General features: G+C 69.9%; 13 protein-coding genes. 6 read left to right on the top strand and 7 right to left on the bottom strand.

From position 1 onward, the window contains the following. The first annotated feature begins 97 nt into the window (after nucleotides 1–97). Both IB278_RS09565 and IB278_RS09560 read left to right on the top strand, forming a co-directional pair. Nucleotides 98–1,225, top strand: coding sequence for a porin (locus IB278_RS09565; RefSeq protein WP_145744817.1), 1,128 nt, complete (start codon nucleotides 98–100; stop codon nucleotides 1,223–1,225). A gap of 19 nt (nucleotides 1,226–1,244) precedes the next feature. Then, nucleotides 1,245–2,222 (top strand): Bug family tripartite tricarboxylate transporter substrate binding protein, encoded by a 978-nt coding sequence (locus IB278_RS09560; protein WP_192323289.1) that lies wholly within the window; start codon nucleotides 1,245–1,247, stop codon nucleotides 2,220–2,222. A 13-nt stretch (nucleotides 2,223–2,235) separates the two neighbouring features. On the opposite strand, the gene IB278_RS09555 is transcribed toward IB278_RS09560, so the two are convergent. Further along, nucleotides 2,236–3,123 (bottom strand): aldo/keto reductase, encoded by an 888-nt coding sequence (locus IB278_RS09555; protein ID WP_307698073.1) that lies wholly within the window; start codon nucleotides 3,121–3,123, stop codon nucleotides 2,236–2,238. Nucleotides 3,124–3,335: 212 nt separating this feature from the next. On the opposite strand from IB278_RS09555, the gene imuA reads away from it, so the two are divergent. The 4 genes from imuA (at nucleotide 3,336) to IB278_RS09535 (ending at nucleotide 9,828) form a co-directional block, all read left to right on the top strand. Next, the gene (imuA, locus tag IB278_RS09550; protein WP_192323288.1) at nucleotides 3,336–4,142 is read left to right on the top strand and encodes a translesion DNA synthesis-associated protein ImuA; all 807 of its coding nucleotides are present in this window, start codon (nucleotides 3,336–3,338) and stop codon (nucleotides 4,140–4,142) included. After that, nucleotides 4,111–5,460: a Y-family DNA polymerase gene (locus IB278_RS09545; RefSeq protein ID WP_192323287.1), complete on the top strand. Its 1,350-nt coding sequence runs from the start codon at nucleotides 4,111–4,113 to the stop codon at nucleotides 5,458–5,460. The genes imuA and IB278_RS09545 overlap by 32 nt, the downstream gene beginning before the upstream one ends. Further along, a complete protein-coding gene (locus IB278_RS09540; RefSeq protein ID WP_192323286.1) occupies nucleotides 5,453–8,809 on the top strand; it encodes an error-prone DNA polymerase in 3,357 nt (1,118 codons plus the stop codon). Before IB278_RS09545 ends, IB278_RS09540 begins: the two co-directional genes overlap by 8 nt. Before the next feature lie 74 nt (nucleotides 8,810–8,883). Next, nucleotides 8,884–9,828, top strand: coding sequence for a hypothetical protein (locus IB278_RS09535; protein WP_145744827.1), 945 nt, complete (start codon nucleotides 8,884–8,886; stop codon nucleotides 9,826–9,828). An 11-nt stretch (nucleotides 9,829–9,839) separates the two neighbouring features. Here IB278_RS09535 and IB278_RS09530 read toward each other — a convergent pair whose 3' ends face one another. The 6 genes from IB278_RS09530 to IB278_RS09505 form a co-directional block, all read right to left on the bottom strand. Beyond that, a complete protein-coding gene (locus tag IB278_RS09530; RefSeq protein WP_145744829.1) occupies nucleotides 9,840–10,070 on the bottom strand; it encodes a hypothetical protein in 231 nt (76 codons plus the stop codon). Between the two features lie 95 nt (nucleotides 10,071–10,165). Then, a complete protein-coding gene (locus IB278_RS09525; RefSeq protein WP_145744831.1) occupies nucleotides 10,166–10,765 on the bottom strand; it encodes a hypothetical protein in 600 nt (199 codons plus the stop codon). A 32-nt stretch (nucleotides 10,766–10,797) separates the two neighbouring features. After that, complete coding sequence (locus IB278_RS09520) at nucleotides 10,798–12,312, bottom strand: mannose-1-phosphate guanylyltransferase/mannose-6-phosphate isomerase (RefSeq protein WP_145744833.1); 1,515 nt, start codon at nucleotides 12,310–12,312, stop codon at nucleotides 10,798–10,800. 32 nt (nucleotides 12,313–12,344) lie between these two features. Next, nucleotides 12,345–13,133: a LuxR C-terminal-related transcriptional regulator gene (locus IB278_RS09515; RefSeq protein ID WP_145744834.1), complete on the bottom strand. Its 789-nt coding sequence runs from the start codon at nucleotides 13,131–13,133 to the stop codon at nucleotides 12,345–12,347. A 59-nt stretch (nucleotides 13,134–13,192) separates the two neighbouring features. Further along, nucleotides 13,193–14,440, bottom strand: a complete 1,248-nt coding sequence (locus IB278_RS09510) for a glycosyltransferase WbuB (RefSeq protein WP_145744836.1) — start codon at nucleotides 14,438–14,440, stop codon at nucleotides 13,193–13,195. Beyond that, nucleotides 14,437–15,702 carry a lipopolysaccharide biosynthesis protein gene (locus IB278_RS09505; protein WP_192323285.1) on the bottom strand — a complete coding sequence of 422 codons (1,266 nt, stop codon included), beginning with the start codon at nucleotides 15,700–15,702 and terminating at the stop codon, nucleotides 14,437–14,439. The genes IB278_RS09510 and IB278_RS09505 overlap by 4 nt, the downstream gene beginning before the upstream one ends. Nucleotides 15,703–15,728 lie beyond the last annotated feature (26 nt).

Raw genomic sequence — 15,728 nt, 5'->3', positions numbered from 1 at the left:
CGCCAACCGGTGCGCAACCCCGCGCGCACCCGGTGGCGCAGCCCTGCGCGCGTTCCCGAGTTTTTCAACCAAGAGAAGAAGCAGGAGACAAGAAAACATGAAGAGATTCTTGATGGGGTCGGCGCTGGCGCTGGCCGGCAGCGGCGCGGCGCACGCGCAGTCCAGCGTCACCGTGTTCGGCGTAATGGACATCGGCGTGCAGTACACGAAGGGCGAGGGCGGCGGCTCGGTCAGGGCGCTGTCGAACGGCGGCCTTTCGACCAGCCGGCTCGGATTCCGCGGCACCGAAGACCTGGGCGGCGGCCTGCGCGCGGGCTTCTGGCTCGAAGGCAGCCTGAACCCCGACAACGGCACCGGCAGGCCGAGCAACAGCAACAACCAGGCGAGCGGCGCGGGTGCGGCAGGGCCGATCACCTTCGACCGCATGTCCTTCGTGAGCCTGTCGCACCAGAAGTTCGGCGAGCTGCGCCTGGGCCGCGACTTCATCCCCACGCACTACAACAGCATCTACTTCGATCCCTTCAACGCCAACGGCGTGGCGCGCGCGGGCAACCTCACGTTCGCGGGTGCGGGCACCGGGCCGCTGCCCACCGGCATCACGGGCAGCAACACCGTGAGCTACTGGCTGCCGGCCGGGCTCGGCGGCTTCTACGGCATGGCGATGATCGGCACCGGGGAGAACGACTCCACTGCGCCGAACCGCGACGACGGCAACTTTGCCGGTGCGCGCTTCGGCTTTGCCGCGGGTGCGTTCGACATTGCCGCGGCCGTCACGCGCACGCACTTCGACGCCACCGCCGCCATCGGCAACTACACGCATGCCAACATCGGCGGCACGTGGGACGCGGGCTTTGCGAAATTCTTCGCGCTCTACAACAAGGTGACGGTGAAGCTTGCTGCCGGCACGGTGCGCAAGAACACCGCCGAGATCGGCGCGCACATTCCGGCCTTCGAGGTCGGCCGCATCCGCCTGAGCTACGCCTACCTGGACGACCGCAGCGACGAGAGCCTGCGCAACGCCAACGGCATGCCGCGCAACCGCGACGACGCGCGCCAGTTCGGCATCGGCTACGTGCACAACCTTTCCAAGCGTACGGCGCTCTACGGCACCTATGCGCGGCTCATGAACGGCGGGCAGGCGCGCTACGTGGTGAGCGGCGGCGTGGCACCGGCGGGCGGGCGCCGCTCGTCGGGCTGGGAGCTCGGCGTGCGGCATCTCTTTTGACTGAAGAAGGAGCAACGACATGCGACGCAGAAACCTGACGCTAGCGGCCCTCGCGGCCGGCGGCACGCTGGCCATGCTGCCGGGCGCGGCAGCATGGAGCGCCGAGGGCAGCTATCCGGACAAGCCGCTGCGCCTGATCGTCGGCTTCGCGCCCGGCGGCGGCGCCGACGCGCTCACGCGCATCATCGCGGAGGGCCTGTCCAGGCAGCTCGGCCAGCAGGTGATCGTGGAGAACCGCCCCGGCGCCGACGGCGTGCTGGCGGCGCAGGCCACGTCGTCCGCCAAGCCCGACGGCTATACGCTGCTGATGGGCACCAACACCGCGATGGTGGCGGCGCCCACGCTGCGGCCGACGCCGCCCTACGACCCGTTCAAGGCCTTCACGCCGATCAGCTCGGCCGGCCAGTTCTCGATGTTCCTGGTGGTGCCGGCCAGCCTGCCGGTGAAGAGCGTGAACGAGCTGCTGGCCATGGTGGCGGCCAGGCCCGGCGCCTACAACTCGGCATCGAGCAACAGCGCTTCGGAGCTGGCCATGTTGCAGCTGCTGGGCGAGCGCAAGGTGGTCAACGCGCGCTACAAGGGCGACATGCAGGCCATGACCGACCTGCTGGGCGGGCAGATCCACATGATGTTCACCACCGGCACGCTGGCGCCGGGCTTCGTGAAGGAGGGGCGCATCCGCGCGTTGGTCACGCTGCTGCCGCAGCGCAGCGCCTTGCTGCCCGACGTGCCCACGGGCGGCGAGCTCGGGCTGGGCAAGCTCACCATCACGCCCTGGGCCGGCTTCTTCGGGCCGCCGGGGCTGCCGCAGGCGATCACCGACAAGCTGTCGCAGGAGTTGCAGAACACGCTCAAGCGGCCCGAGGTGCATGCGCAGCTGGTGCAGCAGGGCTTCGAGGGCTACGGCATGAGCCCCGCGAAGTTCGCCGAATTCTTCCGCGCGCAGTACGAGGCCTTCGGCGCGACCGTGCGGCAGCACAACGTCAAGTTCGAATAGCCGCGGTGGCGGGTCAGAGCCCGATCGATTCCGCGTTGCGGCGCCAGAACACCGCATCCGGGAACGCGCCTGCGCCGGCCGCGGCGTTGTCGGCCATGTGCTCGGCGCGGCTGGTGCCGGGAATCGTGCAGGTCACGGCCGGCTGGCTCAGCACGAACTTCAGCAGCACCTGCGCCCAGCTCGTGCAGCCGATCTCGCCGGCCCAGGCAGGCAGGGGCTTGCCGCGCAGCCGGCGCAAGAGGCCACCGCCGCCGAAGGGCATGTTGACGATCACCGCCACACCGCGTTCGGCTGCGAGCGGCAGCAGGCGCTCTTCGGCCTCGCGCGCGTCGAGCGAATAGTTGATCTGCAGGAAGTCGAGCTTCTCGGCGCGCAGCACGGCCTCGACTTCGCGGTAGGCCGAGGCCGTGTAGTGCGTGATGCCGATGTAGCGCACGCGGCCTTTCTCTTTCCAGCCGCGCAGCGTGGCGAGGTGGGTCTTCCAGTCCATCAGGTTGTGCACCTGCATCAGGTCCATGCGCTGGGTGCGCAGCCGCGCGAACGACTGCTCCATCTGCGCGATGCCGGCCTCGCGGCCCGAGGTCCAGACCTTGGTGGCGAGAAAGGCCTGGGTCTCGCGCGGCCTCGCTGCGGCGGCCAGCAGCTCGCCGGTGCTTTCCTCGGAGCGGCCGTACATCGGCGAGCTATCGATCACCGTGCCGCCGGCTGCGAAGAGGGCGTCGAGCACGCCGGGCAGGCGCTGGTATTCGTCGCTGCCGGGGCGCTGGTCGAAGCCGATCCAGGTGCCGCAGCCGACCACCGGCAGGGCTTCTTGCGTGGAGGGGATGGGGCGGGTATTCATCTTCAGGCTGCCTTGCTGCGCGGATGCGGGGGGAAGCGCCGCGCCGGCGCACAGCGCCATGCCCAGCCGCAGCAGCCGGGCGCGCGTGAGGGAAAGACCGTTTGCCTGCAGGGTCACGGGAAAAAAAGTCCTCCGGGGGTGGCTTTGCCGTTCGAGCTTTCAGTATCGGCCGGGACGGCGCAGAGGGCCACCGCGCGAGAAAAGCCCCTCCAGCCGGCTTTGCGGTTGCGATGCATGGAATACTGTATAAAAATACAGTTAACAGTTGAATCATGGGCCTCCCTTTCCTCGACTCCTTTTCCGCTGCCGCGGGCCGCGGCGTCTGGCATGCCGACGAGCTCGGGCTGGCCGACGCGCAGGTGGTTACCACCGGCCACGCCGCGCTCGACGCGGAGTTGCCGGGCGGCGGATGGCCGGTCGGCGCCATGACGGAGCTGCTGCAGACCGCGCCCGAAGCGCATGTCTGGCGCCTGCTGCTGCCCGCGCTGGCGCAGGCAGTGGCCGCGCACGGCGGGCCGGTGGTGCTGATCGGCGCGCCCTACGAGCCCTGCGCGGCGGCGCTCGCGGCGCAGGGGCTGCCGGTGGAGGCGCTGATGTGGGTCCGCAGCGAGGCGCCGGCCGCGCGGCTGTGGGCCTGCGAGCAGGCGCTGCGCTGCGCCGACGTGGCGGCCGTGCTGGCCTGGCTGCCGCAGGCCCGGGTGGGCGAACTGCGGCGGCTGCAATTGGCGGCCGCCCAGCACGAGGTGCTGCTCTTCGTGTGCCGGCCCGCCTCGGCCGCGCAGGGCGCATCGCCGGCGCGGCTGCGCCTTCAGGTGGAAAGCTGCGAGGCCGATGCGTCGCAGATCGAACTGCGCATCTTGAAGCGCCGCGGTCCGCCGCTGGCCGCGCCCGTCATGCTGCCCGCGCGCAACGAGCGCATGGCCGCATTGCTGGCCGCCGCCCGGCTGCGCCGCAAGCTGCGGCTGCAGCAGCAGGGCACGGCGCCGGCCACCGAGGCGGCCGGGTCGGCCACCGTGGTGCGCATCGACGCGTGGAAAGGAAACGGAAATGCACTGGATCGCGTTGCGGTGGTCGCTTGATGCCGACGCGCCCGATGCCCCGGTGCTTCCCACGCCCGAGGCGCTGGGCTGGTGGGCGCTGCGCTACACGCCGCACGTCGCCTGGCAGGACGAGGCGCTGATGCTCGAAGTCTCGGCCTGCGAGCGCCTGTGGGGCGGGCGCTCGTCGCTGATGCGCCAGCTGGCCCACGAGAACCCCGCGCCCGGCGCCGTGATGCGCGGCGCGCAGGGCGCCACGAGCCTGATCGCGCTGGCGCGGCTGCGCCTGTTCGAGCGCAACGAGAGCCGGCCCAGGGACATTCCCGCCGGCCTGCCGCTGGACACGCTGACGGCCGCGCGTCCCCACCTCGACCTGCTCGCGCGCCTGGGCTGCCGCACCTGGGGCGAGGTGGCGGCCCTGCCGCGCGGCGGCCTCACGCGGCGCTTTGGCGTGGAACTGCGCGAAGCGCTCGACACCGCCTGGGGCCTGCGACCTGAAAGCCACGACTGGCTCACGCTGCCCGACGTGTTCGAGCAGAAGCTGGAGCTGCCCGCGCTGGCCGAGACCGCACCCGAATTGATGTGGTCGGCCAATCGCCTGCTCGCGGCGCTGCAGATCTGGCTGCGCGCGCGCCAGCGCGGCGCGCGTGCGCTCGAACTGCAGTGGACGCTCGATCTCAAGCGCTTCAATGGCGTGAACCTGCCGCCGCACCAGCAGGTCACCGTGCGCACGGCCGAGCCCACGCAGGACATGGCGCACCTGCGCCGCCTGCTGTCCGAAAAGCTGGCTCTCACCACGCTCGCGGCACCTGCGAGCTGGCTCCGGCTGCGCACGCTCGAGACCGATCCGTGGGCCGGCGCCAGCACCAGCTTCCTGCCCGAGGACAACCGCAAGGGCGACAAGCTGCACGAGATGGTCGAGCGGCTCAGCGTGCGGCTCGGAGCGCACCAGGTGGTGGTGCCCGCTGCGCAGGCCGACCACCGGCCCGAGCGCAAGCAGGCCTGGCGCCCCGCGCTGCAGCAGGACAAGGCGCTGGCGGACAAGGCCGGCAAGCAAGCGAAGGCCGCGGCTTTGCAGCCCGATGCCCTCTACCCGCCCTGGCTGCTGCCCGAGCCGCTGCTGCTCGAGATGGATGGCGAGAGCCCGTGCTACCGCGGCCCGCTGCGCAAGCTGGTCGGGCCGCAGCGCATCGAGGCGGGCTGGTGGGGCGGCAAGGAAGACGGCGGCCAGCCGGCGATGCGCGACTACTACGTGGCGGAAAGCCCCGAGGCCGGCCTGGTGTGGATCTTTCGCGAGCGGCCCTCGGCGCGCTTTTCTCCGGCCGAGGTGCGCTGGTACCTGCAGGGGTTCTATGCCTGACCTGAGCGAAAAGCAGCTGCGCGGGCGCAACTCGGCCAAGGTGCATGCGCTGCCCTTGCCTTTGCGCAGGAAGCCTGCCCCCACGCTGCCCGACTACGCCGAGCTGCACTGCCTCAGCAACTTCAGCTTCCAGCGCGGCGCCTCGACGCCCGAGGAACTGGTCGAGCGCGCCTACCAGCTCGGCTACACGGCGCTGGCCATCACCGACGAATGCTCGGTGGCGGGCATCGTGCGCGCCCATGTCTGCCTGCGCGAGCTGCCGGCCAAGCTCGCGGAATACGAGCGCGAGCATCCCGACGAAGCGCCGCTCCCGCGCAACCCCGGCTTCCGGCTGCTGTTCGGCAGCGAATTCCGTTTCGAGCGCTTCAGGCTGGTGGTGATCGCCAACGGCACGGAAGGCTGGGGCAACCTCTGCGAGTTCATCACCGCCGCGCGCAACACCGAACTGCCCAAGGGCGAGTACCGCGTGAGCTGGGAGCACAGCGACGTGGCCTCGCTGCAGGACTGCCAGGTTCTCTTCGTGCCGCACCGCGCGCCGGGTGCCGCCGTGAATGCGGCCACGCTGCATGAAGACCTGTTGGCCGCCAAGGCGCTCTACGCAGGCAACCTGTGGCTGGCCGTGGAAATGCTCAACGAGCTCGACGACGACCTCTGGTTCGCCGCGCTGCTGCAGGCGGGCGAGCAAACGGGCGTGCCGCTGGTGGCGGCCGGCGACGTGCACATGCACGCGCGTTCGAGCAAGCCGCTGCACGACGTGCTGACGGCCGTGCGCGAAGGAAAAACGGTGGCCGAATGCGGCTTTGCGCTGCAGCCCAATGCCGAGCGGCACCTGCGGCAGCGGGTGCGGCTGGCCGAGCTCTATCTGCCCCAGATGCTGTCGAACACGCTGGTGGTGGCCGAACGCTGCCGGTTCGATCCCGAGGTGATCCGCGAGAACTACAAGTACCCGCTCGAAACCGTGGGCAGCAGCGAGACGCCGGCCGAGACGCTGGTGCGCAAGACGTGGGAGGGGGCGGCGCTTCGCTATCCCGAGGGCATTCCCGCCAAGGTGCGGGCGCAGCTCGAGAAGGAACTCGCGCTGATCGTCGAGATGAAGTACGAGATGTTCTTCCTCACGGTGGAAGACATCGTGCGCTTCGCCAAGTCGCAGGACATCCTCTGCCAGGGCCGCGGCTCCTCGGCCAATTCGGCGGTCTGCTATTGCCTGGGCATCACCGCGATCAATCCTGAAAAAGGCCACCTGCTGTTCGAGCGCTTCCTGAGCCGGCACCGCCACGAGCCGCCCGACATCGACGTCGACTTCGAGCACCAGCGGCGCGAAGAGGTCATCCAGTACATCTACGAGAAGTACGGCCGCGATCGCGCAGCCATCGCGGCCGTCGTCATCTGCTACCGCGCGCGCAGCGCCCTGCGCGACGTCGGCAAGGCCATGGGCATCGACGAACGGCTGATCGACGAATTCGCCAAGGACCACTACTGGTTCGACGACACCGTGCTGGGCGAGCAGCTGTTCAAGGCGGCCGCGCGCGTCGGCGTGGAGGAGGACGAACTCAAGCTGGTGCAATGGATCGAGATGACGCGGCGGCTCAAGGGCTTTCCGCGCCACCTGAGCCAGCACGTGGGCGGCTTCGTGCTCACGCACACCCGGCTCACGCGGCTGGTGCCGGTCGAGAAGGCGTCCATGAAGGACCGCTCCGTCATCCAGTGGGAGAAGGACGACCTCGAAGCCATGGGCATGCTCAAGGTCGACGTGCTCGCGCTCGGCATGCTCAGCGCGATACGGCGCGGGCTCGACCACATGAACCGCTGGCGCGGATCGATGGTGCAGATGCACCAGATCCCCAACGACGACCCGAAGGTGTTCGACATGATCTGCGACGCCGACACCATCGGCGTGTTCCAGATCGAGAGCCGGGCGCAGATGTCGATGCTGCCGAGACTGAAGCCGCAGAGTTACGAAGATCTCGTGATCGAGGTCGCGATCGTGCGGCCCGGGCCCATCCAGGGCGGCATGGTGCATCCCTACCTCAAGCAGCGCGAGCGGGTGGCCAAGCGCTTGCCGATCCATTACGAGAAGGAAGAACTGAAGCCCGCGCTGGAGCGCACGCTGGGCATTCCGATCTTCCAGGAGCAGGTGATGCAGATCGCGATGATCGCGGCCAGGTTCACCGCCGACGAAGCCGACCAGCTGCGCCGCGCGATGGCGGCATGGAAGCGCAAGGGCGGCCTCGAGAAGTTCCACCACAAGCTCGTGAAGGGCATGACCGACCACGGCTACAAGGCCGAGTTCGCCGAGGCCATCTTCAAGCAGATCCTCGGCTTCGGCGACTACGGCTTTCCCGAAAGCCACGCCGCGAGCTTTGCCTTGCTGGTCACCGTGAGCAGCTGGCTCAAGAACTACGAACCCGCCTGCTTCCTCGCGGCGCTGCTCGACTCGCAGCCGATGGGCTTCTACAGCCCCTCGCAGCTGGTGCAGGATGCGCGGCGGCATGGCGTCGAGGTGCGGCCGGCCGACGTGACCTGCAGCGGCATCGACACCACGCTCGAAGCCCGCGCCCCCGATGCGCCACGCATGCCGCCGGGCACCGATGCGCGCTACGCCGATCGCCTCGGCCGCGAGAACCAGCCCGCGGTGCGGCTCGGCCTGAACCGTATTTCAAGCCTCAGCAAGGAGGGCGCCAGGCGCCTGCTCGAGGCGCGCGCGCAGGCACCCTTCACCAGCACCGAAGACCTCGCGCTGCGCGCCGAGCTCGACGGCAAGGACATGGCGGCGCTGGCCGCGGCCGATGCGCTGATGTCGCTCTCGGGCCACCGCCGCCAGCAGGTATGGGACGCCACCGCGCAGCACCGCTCGCCGGCCCTGCTCAAGGGCGTGCCGATCAACGAGCCGGTGCTGCAGCTGCCCGCGGCGCCCGAGGGCGAGGAGATCGTCGGCGACTATGCCGCGCTCGGCCTCACACTGCGCCGCCATCCGCTCGCGCTGCTGCGCCCGCGCCTCGCGCGCATGAGGCTCATGAGCGCGGAGCAATTGCGCGCACAGCCCAGCGGCCAGACCGTGCGCGCCTGCGGCATCGTCAAGGGCCGCCAGCGCCCGGGAACCGCCAACGGCACCATCTTCGTCACGCTCGAGGACGAGACCGGCAACGTCAACGTGATCGTCTGGAGCCATGTCATCGAGGCCTGGCGCGAGCCGCTGCTGAAGTCGCACCTGCTCGCGGTGCAGGGCACCTGGCAGCGCGACGACGACAGCGGCGGCAAGGTGCAGCACCTGATCGCCACCGGCTTCAAGGACCTGACGCCGCTGATGGGCCGGCTGGCGCAGAGCAACACCAGCCGCGACTTCCATTGAGGGCAGGGCATCGAATGCAACCGATCGTTCCATGCCTCGCGCACCCCACGACTTTTCGCTAACCTGTTTCTCCCATGCCCGCATTCGCCCTCGATCCCGTCGTCGACGCGCCGATCGGCCCGCCGCCGCCCGCGCCCGACGTGCCCATTCCCGTGCCGCCGCCACCGCCGCCCGGGCCTCCGCCCGAGGGCGATCCGCCACCCGTGGAGCCGCCGTTCACCGACCCCGGTTTTCCGCCGCCCGTGATCGATCCTCCGCCGCCGATGCAGCGCACCGGCGAGCTGCCATTCGGCAAGCTGCATGCACGGCGGCTGCGCGAGATCTACCGTTCGGCGGGCTGGCCCTGCTGCGACGCCATCGAGGTCGAGCTGCTTGCGGGCGGGTTCCTCGAACGCATGCGCACGCCGCATGGCCACGAGACCCTGCGCGTGACCGATGCCGGCATTGCGCGCATTGCCACCACGCTCACCCTCAACCGCGCGGCGCTCTCGCCGCACGAGGCGCTGGTCGAGCGCGTGGCGCGCGAAATGACCCGCGGCGGCCGCATTGCCTGGCGCGGCCTTGGCCTGCGGGCGCGCCTGCCGCCGCTCGAAGAGGGCGGCAAGCCGCGCTGGTGCATCGCGAAGCCCGACGTGTTCTCGATCCGCAATACCAGCGTCGAAGCCTATGCGCATCCCATCGTGCACGAGGTGAAGGTGAGCCGCGCCGACCTGCTGGGCGACCTGCGCAGGCCCGACAAGCGCGCAGCCTACCTCGACCTGGGCGGCGAGTGCTGGTACGTGCTGGGCAACGATGCGCGCGGCCGCTGCATTGCATCGCCCGACGAGGTTCCGCCGGAGTGCGGCGTGCTCGTGCTCGAAGGCGAAAGGCTGGTGGTCGCGCGCGCCGCCGTGCACCGCGCCTTCGATCGCATTCCGTTCGGCGTGTGGCTCGCGCTTGCCAAGGCCCAGCCCATCGCGGGCTTCGACGACGACGCGCAGGACCTGCTCGGCGAGGCCGGCGCAGAGGACGGCATCTAGGCAATTTCCATTCAGCCGGCCGGCGGCCACCAGTGCTCGGCGGTGGTGCGCAGCACGCGCGCCGCATGCAGGCGCACGTCATTGCCATCGCAAGGGAGGCCGCCGCCATCGCGGTCTTTTTCCGTGGCCACGCGAAAGGGCCAGGTCGAGATCCGGCCCACGGGCTGGCGCGGCTGCGAGCGCCGCAGCGGCGAGAAAAACAGGATTCGCGCAGAGGACGCCGGCGGGCTGGCGGTGGTCATGGTGTCGCCTTGAATGTTTGCTCTTGGAGACGAGTCATTCTAGAGGAAACACTGTATGAAAGAACAGTATTTTCGCAGCACCGCGGCGCGCCGGCTCAGGTGTCGAAAAGCGGCTGCGCTGCCCTCGGCATGTCCGGCCCGCTGCGCAGGTTGTGCTCGATGAACTCGCGCGCAATGGCATCCACGTTGGCCGGCGCCGGCGTGTCGAAGGACATGCGGTACTTCAGCAGCCGGCCGTCGCGGGCCGTGAGAAAGGTGAACGACTCGTAGGCCTTGCGCGTGACGGCATGCACGATGCGCAGGCTCACGCGGCGAAAGTCCTGCCCTTCGATCCGCACGTCGGTGATGAGGCCGACCTCCACCTCGGCGTAAAGGCCGCGCGCCACCGCGAGCCGGACCTCGTTCACCGAAGACTCGAACTGCGCTGCGAAGCGCGGATCGTCGACGCCGGCCTGCCAGTGGCCCTGCTTCAGGTCGTACAGGTAGACGTCGACCCAGCCCACGCGGCTCTCGTAGCGGTGGCTGACGCCCAGCCCCGGCAGCCGTGCCTCGTGCCAGGTCGAGCGCACGTACTGCCACGTCACCGCGCCGGCCGCGGGCGCCGCCGGCACGGGCGTGGCTGGCGGCGTGGCGCTGGGCGCCGCGCAGCCCGAGAGCAGGGCGGCGGCCAGCAGCGCAGGCCAGAGCTTGGTCATGGCGGATGCTGCGTGGTGCCCGTGCGGCGGCGCTACGGGGCGGGGGCCAGCTGCGGCGCGGCCACGGGCATGACGGCCACCACGGGCACGGCCGGTACGCCGGCATCCGGCAGCGCATCGCCGTTGCGCGCCTTGATCGAAGGGCAGCGGCCGTAGGTGTCGTCGAAGCGCACGATGTCGTCCTCGCCGAGGTAGCCGCCGGTCTGCACCTCGATCACTTCGAGCATCGTCTTGCCCGGGTTCTCCAGCCGGTGGATGGCGCCCAGCGGCAGGTAGATGGATTCGTTCTCGCGCACCAGCGTGACCTGCCCGTCGCAGGTGGCCTTGGCCGTGCCCTGCACCACGATCCAGTGCTCGGCGCGGTGGTGGTGCATCTGCAGCGACAGCTTGGCGCCGGGCTTGACGGTGAGCCGCTTCACCTGGAAGCGCTCGCCGAAGTCGAGCTTGTCGTAGGCGCCCCAGGGCCGCACCACGCGCCGGTGTTCCGTGGCCTCGGCCCGGCCGTCGGCCGTGAGCATCCGCACCACGTCGCCGACCTGCTCGGCGCAGTCCGCGCCCGCCACCAGCACGGCGTCGGGGGTGTCCACGATGATCAGGCCGCGGGTGCCCAGCGCCACCACGCGGCGGTGCGGCGCGTGGATGAAGGTGTCGCTCGAACGCAGCGCGCTGGCGTTGCCGCTCAGCCGGTTGCCGCTGCCGTCTTCCGCGTGCAGCGTGGCCACCGCGTTCCAGCTGCCGACGTCGCTCCAGTTGCCGTTGAACTTGACGACCGAGATGGCCTCGTGCTTTTCGAGCACCGCATAGTCGATGCTGTCGCTGCGGCAGGCCTCGAAGGCCTCGCGGTCGAGCCGGTCGAAGCTGCCGTCGGCCGTGACGGCGGCGGTGGCGCGTTCGCAGGCCTCGAGGATGTCGGGGGCATGCTTGCGCAGCGCCGCAACGAGGGTGTCGGCACGCGCCAGGAAGATGCCGGCGTTCCAGCTGTAGCCGCCGTGCAGGATCAGCGACTCGGCCACGGCGGCCGTGGGCTTTTCCACGAAGCGCACCACCGCGTGGCTGTGGCCGTCGGCCGAGGGTGCGCCGGCCTCGATGTAGCCATAGGCCGTGCTCGCGAAGCTGGGCGCCACGCCGAAGGTCACGATGCGCCCGGCCAGCGCGGCGTCGATGCCGCTGCGCACCGTCTGCGCGAAGAGCGCGGTGTCGGGAATGTGGTGGTCGGCCGGCGCAAACAGCAGCAGGTCGTCCGGCCCCGCGCGCAGCGCCGCGGCGGCCATGGCGGCCGCCGTGTTGCGCGCCACCGGCTCCAGGATCTGGCGGCCGGTCGCGCCGGCCCTGTCGACCGCCTCGCGCACCAGGAAGCGGTGGTCTTCCGATGCCACGCAGGTGATGTTGCGGTTCAGGCTGCACAGGCGCTCCAGCGTCAGCTGCAGCAGGCTCTTGCTGCCGATCAGCGGTGCGAACTGCTTGGGCAGGGTCTTGCGCGAAAGAGGCCACAGGCGCGTGCCGCTGCCGCCGCACAGCACGACGGGATGGATGGTGGGGGTGGTCATGGCGTCATCCTCGTGAAGTGGAGGTGCTTCGGTCAGAGCTGGCCGGTGTGGGTGGCCAGGCTCACCGCCTGCGCGCGCGAATGCACGTGCAGCTTCTTATAGATGTTCTTGATGTGGGCGTTGACGGTCTGCCCCGAGATGCCGAGCCGCATGCTGATCTCCTTGGAAACGCAGCCGCGCGCCACGAAGCGCAGCACCTCGCGTTCGCGTGCGGTCAGCGTGGCTTCGCGCAGCGGCGTTTCCGTGGCCGGCCGTTCGCCGCTGCCCTGCAGGTTCATGCGCGTGAGCAGCCGGCGCGTCAGCTTGGGCGTGATGGCCGCGCCGCCGTTGACCACCTGCAGCACGGCCTCGGCAAAGCTCTGCAGCCAGGCGTGCTTGAGCAGGTAGCCGGTGGCGCCGAGCTCGAAGGCGTGCATCACGTGGGCATCGTCCTCCAGCGCGGAGATCACGATGATCTCGCAGTAGCGGTGCAGCTTGCGCGCCTCGCGGATCAGGTCGAAGCCCGAGCCGTCGCCCAGCCGCAGGTCGACCATCAGCACGTCGAACTCGTGGGTGGCCAGCAGGCGGCGGCCGTCGCGCACGCTGCTGCCTTGCCCCTCGAGCTGGATGCGCATGTCCGACAGCAGTTCCTGGGCGATCACGCGCCGCATGAATTCGTCGTCGTCGATGAGCAGCACGCGCACCGGCGCGTCTTCCTGCCCGGTGAGGAAGTGCGGCCACAGCGGTTCGGGCGGTGGGCACAGGCCAGGCGGGCTGGCTTTCCGGCGCTCCGGCAGGCGGCCGGGATCCGGCGTGTCGGAAGGAGGAGTGGTGTCGGACATGTGGATCCCCAGGTTGGAGTTGGAGGGCGTGGATGTCGTGGGTGGCGTGTGTTGTGGTGTCAGTCGGCAAGGCAGCGCAGCAGCTCGCGCTCCAGGCGCTGCAGGATGGCGTTCTGGTCCAGCTCGGTTTCGGCGAAGGAGCGCGCGGCCGCCCCCATGGCTTCGCGCTCCGGGCGCGAGGTGGCGAGCTGCGCGATGGCCTCGGCCAGCGCATCGGCGTCGCCGGGCGCAACCACCAGGCCGCGGCCCGACACCACGTTGCTCAGTTCGGTGCCCGCATGCGCCGTGACGATCACGGCCTTGCCGCTCGCGAGCATGCCGCCCAGCTTCGAGGGCATCACCAGGTCCGCTGCGTCGGCGCGCTGTGGCAGCACGTGGATGTCGGCCATGCCCAGCAGCTCGTTGAGCCGCTCGGCCGGCTGCAGGTCGAGAAAATGCACGTGGTCCAGGCCGGCGCATGCGGCCTTCAGCGGCTCGCGGCTCGGCCCGTTGCCGCAGAGCACGAAGTGGATGTGCCTGGCTGCCGCCAGCCGGCCCGCCGCCTCGGCCAGCAGTTCGATGCCCTGCTTGTTGCCCAGGCTTCCCGCATAGAGCACCACGACCGCGTCGTCCGGAATGCCGAGCATGGCCCGGTAGCCGTTCGCGCCGTCGCCGGTGCCCGGGGCCGCGGCCGGCTGCGGGTAGATCGAGCGCACGTCCACCCAGTTGGGAAGCAGCACCAGCCGGGCCGCGTCGATGCCCTTGTTCCTGGCCTTGTCGAGCATTGCGGCGGAGATGGTCGACACCCGGCTGAAGCGGCTCAGGAGCCAGCGCTCGGCCGAGAGCGCGAAGCGCCGCACCCGCGCACCGCGCACCAGGCCCAGGTCGAAGGCCGCGTCCACCTCGTAGTCCTGGATGTGCAGCCATGACTTGATGCCCAGCATCCGCGAGAAGAACAGCACCGCCGGCGCGCAGAAAAGAGGCGGTTCCACGACGAAGACCAGGTCCGGCTTCCAGCGCAGCTGCCCGAAGAGCAGCGGCATGCTCGACAGCATGAAGGAGAACAGGTGCACCATGCGCGCCAGCGCGCGCGGCCGGGCGGGCACCCAGGTGGGGGCGCGCCAGACCGTGATGCCGTTCCAGTCCGTCTTGCGGTAGGCCCAGGCCGAGTGCCCTTCGAACGGCACCCAGTGCGGAAAGAACGGCGGCGAAGCGATCACCCGGACCGCGTGGCCCTTGGCATGCAGCCACTGGGCCATCTCGCCCGAGTACTTGCCGATGCCGACGAGCTCCGGCGTGAAGTTCATCGAATAGAGCAGGATTTTCATGAAGGTCTCTGGAAGGAACCGCGAACCAGCCGCGCGAGCGGAAAGAAGCCGAGCAGCGCACGCATCCGCACCTCGTAGAGGAGCAGGTCGGACACGGCGGCAATGAAGAACACGTAGTGCGGCTTGCCGGGAAACGTCGACACCACCACGCCGTAAGCCAGGAGCCGCAGCAGCACCTCGGCCAGCGCCCACCACCCCAGCGAGCCCATCGGCACCTTGAGCGCGAGCAGCATCTCGTGGTGGACCGTGTAGGTGCGCAGCAGGAAATAGGGCGCCATGCACAGGAAGATCTCGAGCGCCTCGCGCCCCACCTTCAGCAGCGGCGCGGCGGCCGTGATCACGACGCCGAGCCCGGCGAAGAGCGCGCAGCCCAGCAGGAAAGAGTGCCTGGCGAGCCGCAGGTCCGTGCCGTCCGCGTCCGCGGGATCGGTGCCCAGCATCGGGCGCGTCTTGGTGTAGAGGAAGGCCTGCACGAATTGAGAGGGCGCCTCCGCCAGCAGGAAGGCGATCTTGAAGGCGCCCACATACCCGAGCGGCATGAAGAAGGCCACCACCAGCAGGTCCGACTTGCGCAGCAGGAATATCAGCAGCGAATAGACGGTGGCTTTGCCCTGCGATGCCAGTTCGAGCGCGGCGGGCCCGGCCGGCGGGCCCGCGACCCAGCGCGTCTGCATGCAGGCCGCGCCGACCAGCACGAAGGCCAGCAGGTTGATCAGCAGCAGCTGCGTCGCGCGCAGCTCGGCGCCCCAGGCGGCGAAGGCCGCCACGCCGATCACCAGGATGGTCGAGCGGATGCCTCCCTCCAGGTTGAGCAGGCCGGCACGGCCCAGCCCCCGGCTGTACGACAGGCGCAGGCTCATGAACGAGAAGACCGCGAGCGCCGCCATCAGCAGCGCGAAGGGCGCGCCCACCACCGGCAGGTGCTGGATGCGCAGCACGGCGGCGCTCAGAAGCGCGGCCAGCGGAAGCCCGATGGCCAGCGTGCGGACCACGTCGCCGCGGCGCACGCCCGGCGGCACGGTGGCGGCATGGCGCGCGAACAGCAGCGGACTGCCCAGCATGGCCACCACCAGCGCCACTTCCATCACCGACTGGTAGATCGAATACTCGCCGAAGTCCGACGGCGAGACATGCGCGGCCATCAGGAACAGCGCCGCAAAGCCTGCAAGGTACACATAGAGCCGCGAAGCCAGCGCCCCCACGCCGTGGAGCTGCACCGCGCGCATGCCGGTGAGTTGAACGGTGCGGTTCAGGATGTTCATGGCCGTGCGTGTTTGCCCGCGGGAGT

Source organism: Variovorax sp. VRV01 (assembly GCF_014852545.1).
Taxonomy (GTDB): domain Bacteria; phylum Pseudomonadota; class Gammaproteobacteria; order Burkholderiales; family Burkholderiaceae_C; genus Variovorax; species Variovorax beijingensis_A.
The sequence above is the reverse complement of the archived record's forward strand: the minus strand, read 5'-3'. Positions and strand labels throughout refer to the sequence as shown.